Genomic DNA, 1,137 nt, shown 5'->3' with positions numbered 1-1,137 from the left:
GGCCGCACTGCGCCCCGGCGCCGGTGCCGCAGCCGGTGCTGGGGCGATGCCGGATCCGCTGCCGGGGCTGAGCGGATGCAGACGTGCCAGGGTGAACTCGGCCCGCTTCTCCTTGACCCCGTCCTGGCGGGTGACGGTGTTCATGCGCAGCCGGCCCTCGAGCACGAAGCGCTGGCCCACCTGCACCCGATTCTGCAGATCCTGGGCCAGGTTGCCCCAGCCCACCACCTTCAGCTGACCCGGGGGATCATCGGGTCGCAGACCCTCGATCTGGACGGCCATTTCGGCCACCGGCGTCTGGTTGTCCTGGGTGTAGCGCACCTGGGGCGCCTCCAGGACCTCCACCTCCAGCAAGCAGTGATTCACGCCCGGACCAACGGTTGGAAGGACCCATCCTGATGCATCCGCCCCACGGGATCCAGGCCGATCCGCCCGGTCGTGCCGGCGGCTGTGACGGGAGCGGCTTTGGTGGCGGCCGGATCTGGCTGGTGGCCGGCACGGGGGAGGGGCCTCCCCTGGCCCGGGAGCTGCTGGAGCGGGGCTGGCGCCTGAAGGTCTCGCTGGTGAGCCGGGCCGCCTCCCTGGCCTATGGCGCCCATCCCCGCCTGGAGCTGGCCGTGGGGGCGATCGGGGAGAGCGACGGGCCTGCGGCCGGAGTCGCCGCCGAACTGGCCGACGCCGGGCAGCGGGGCGCCCCCTACGCCTGGGTGATCGATGCGACCCACCCCTTCGCCACGCGCATCAGCGCCGCCCTGGCCGACGGCTGCACGGCCCGCTCCCAGCCCCTGCTGCGGCTGCCGCGGGCCAGGTTGAGCAGCACGGTCTCGGCCCGGTCGCTGGCGGTGTGGCCGGTCACCACATGGGTGCAGTGCCCCTGGAGGGCCGCCGCGGCCAGGCAGCCGTAGCGCCACTCCCGGGCCGCGGCCTCGCTGGCGGGCACCGGATCGGCCCGATCGAGCCTCAGGTCCAGTCCCTGGCTGCGGGCCCACAGGCCCAGTTCCTCCGCCTGCTGGGCCGCGTCGGGGCGCCAGCCGTGATCGCCGTGCCACAGCTGCAGCTGCCAGCCGTGCAGGGGCTGGAGATCCAGCAGCAGGGTGGTCAGGGCCATGGAGTCCTGGCCACCGGACACGCCCAGCA

Annotated in this window: 2 protein-coding genes and 1 pseudogene; 1 reads left to right on the top strand and 2 read right to left on the bottom strand. The window is 73.9% G+C overall.

Features of this window, described 5'->3' with window-relative positions:
- Nucleotides 1–366, bottom strand: a 366-nt coding sequence (locus VB737_RS16885; RefSeq protein ID WP_500314669.1) for a single-stranded DNA-binding protein, incomplete at its 3' end; no start/stop codon positions are given.
- Between the two features lie 32 nt (nt 367–398).
- Between VB737_RS16885 and VB737_RS16880 the strand changes: the two are divergent.
- Nucleotides 399–758, top strand: a pseudogene (locus tag VB737_RS16880) (precorrin-6A/cobalt-precorrin-6A reductase); the annotation flags it as partial.
- On the opposite strand, the gene VB737_RS16875 reads toward VB737_RS16880, so the two are convergent.
- Nucleotides 698–1,108: a PP-loop family protein gene (locus VB737_RS16875; protein ID WP_500314671.1), complete on the bottom strand. Its 411-nt coding sequence runs from the start codon at nt 1,106–1,108 to the stop codon at nt 698–700. The pseudogene VB737_RS16880 and the gene VB737_RS16875 sit on opposite strands and share 61 nt — an antisense overlap.
- Between the last annotated feature and the right edge of the window lie 29 nt (nt 1,109–1,137).

Source organism: Synechococcus sp. BA-120 BA3 (genome assembly GCF_034931285.1).
Lineage (GTDB): Bacteria > Cyanobacteriota > Cyanobacteriia > PCC-6307 > Cyanobiaceae > Cyanobium.
This window is presented reverse-complemented; position numbering and strand designations above follow the sequence as displayed.

Coding starts and splice junctions, on each gene's coding strand:
- VB737_RS16875 (WP_500314671.1), bottom strand. CDS start 1,108: ATGGCCCTGACCACCCTGCTGCTGGATCTCCAGCCCCTGCACGGCTGG.